Raw genomic sequence first — 1,776 nt, 5'->3', positions numbered from 1 at the left:
GCACGGCGCGCCTATGAGGCGCCGCAGGGCGAGCTCGAGACGACGCTCGCTCAGATCTGGACGGAGCTTCTCGGGATCGAGCGGGTCGGCCGCCACGACCACTTCTTCGAACTCGGCGGCCACTCGCTGCTCGCCGTGCAGCTGATGGAGCGGCTGCGGCGGCTGTCGCTCGGGGTGGAGGTGCGCACCCTGTTCGCCCGACCGGTGCTGTCCGATCTGGCGACAAGCCTCGGCAGCCATCGCGAGGTGACGGTGCCGGCCAACCTGATCACTGAGCAGAGCACGGCGATTACGCCAGAGATGCTGCCGCTCATTACGCTTTCCCAACAGGAGATCGACCGGATCGTGGAAACGGTGCCCGGCGGTGTCGGCAATATCCAGGATATCTATGCCTTGTCGCCGCTGCAGGACGGCATCCTGTTCCATCATCTGCTGGCGAGCCGCGGTGATCCCTATCTGCTGGTCAGTCAGATGGCCTTTGCCGATCGGGATGTGCTGGAGCGTTATCTCGGCGCGGTCCAAAAGGTGGTCGACCGCCACGACATTTTGCGCACGGCCTTCGTCTGGGAGGGGCTGTCGAGCCCGGCCCAGGTGGTGTGGCGCAAGGCGGCCCTGGAGGTGAGCGAGGTCGAGCTGGATGAAGATGACGGCCCAGGTTACGAGCAGCTGAGGCGAAAGTTCGATCCGCGCCAGTATCGCATCGATTTGGCCCGGGCGCCCTTGATGCGTTTCGTGATCGCGCCCGAGCCCGGCAGCGAGCGCTGGCTGCTTTTGGAGCTGCAGCATCACCTGATCGGCGATCACACGACGCTGGAGGTGATGCATGCCGAGGTGCGGGCGGTGCTGGAGGAACGGGCGCACGAACTGCCAGCGCCGCAGCCGTTCCGCAATCTGGTGGCGCAGGCGCGCCTGGGTGTCGATGCCAAGGCGCATGAAGCGTTCTTCCGGGGAATGCTGGGGGACATCGACGAGCCGACCCTGCCGTTCGGATTGAGCGAGGTCCATGGCGACGGCAGCAGATCTGGCGAAGCGCATCGGATGCTGCCGCAGGCGCTCAACGATCGGCTGCGGGCCCAGGCGCGGCGGCTCGGCGTCAGCCTGGCGAGCCTGTGCCACCTTGCCTGGGGGCAGGTGCTGGCGCTGAGCAGTGGCCGCGAGCAGGTGGTGTTCGGCACGGTGCTGTTCGGACGCATGCAGGCCGGTACCGGCGCCGACCGCACCATGGGCCTGTTCATGAACACCCTGCCTGTGCGGCTCGATCTCGACGGCACCGGGGTCGAGGAAAGCGTGCACAGCACACATCGCCGGCTATCCGAGCTGCTGACGCACGAGCATGCCTCGCTGGCCTTAGCGCAACGCTGCAGCGGCGTTGCGGCGCCCGCGCCGCTGTTCAGCGCGCTGTTGAACTATCGTCACAACAACATGCCAGCGGCAGAGGTCACGGACGATCTCCTCTCCGGCATGGAATGGCTGGGCGGGGAGGAGCGCACCAACTATCCGCTGACCTTGTCGGTGGAGGATTTTGGCGAGGCGCTCGGCCTGACGGCGGAAGCGGCCGAGCCGATCTCTGCAGATCGGGTCTGCGCCTACATGCAGCACGCGCTCGAACAACTGGCCGAAGCGCTGGACCATGCCCCCAATAAGCCGGTGCGCGCGCTCGACATCCTGCCGGCCGAAGAGCGCCGCTACCTTTTGGAGGAGCTGAACCGGACGCAGGCGCCTTACCCGTCGGACCAGTGCATCCACGAACTGTTCGAACAGCAGGTGCAAAAGGCC

The 1,776-nt window shown here is 66.3% G+C and carries 1 protein-coding gene; it reads left to right on the top strand.

Going from position 1 to position 1,776, the window contains the following annotated elements; all coding sequences use genetic code 11:
• Nucleotides 1–1,776, top strand: a 1,776-nt coding sequence (locus PY650_RS36330; protein ID WP_285884925.1) for a condensation domain-containing protein, incomplete at both ends; no start/stop codon positions are given.

The sequence above is a fragment of the Martinezella calliandrae genome, assembly GCF_030272695.1.
Taxonomy (GTDB): Bacteria; Pseudomonadota; Alphaproteobacteria; order Rhizobiales; family Rhizobiaceae; genus Rhizobium; species Rhizobium calliandrae.
This window is presented reverse-complemented; position numbering and strand designations above follow the sequence as displayed.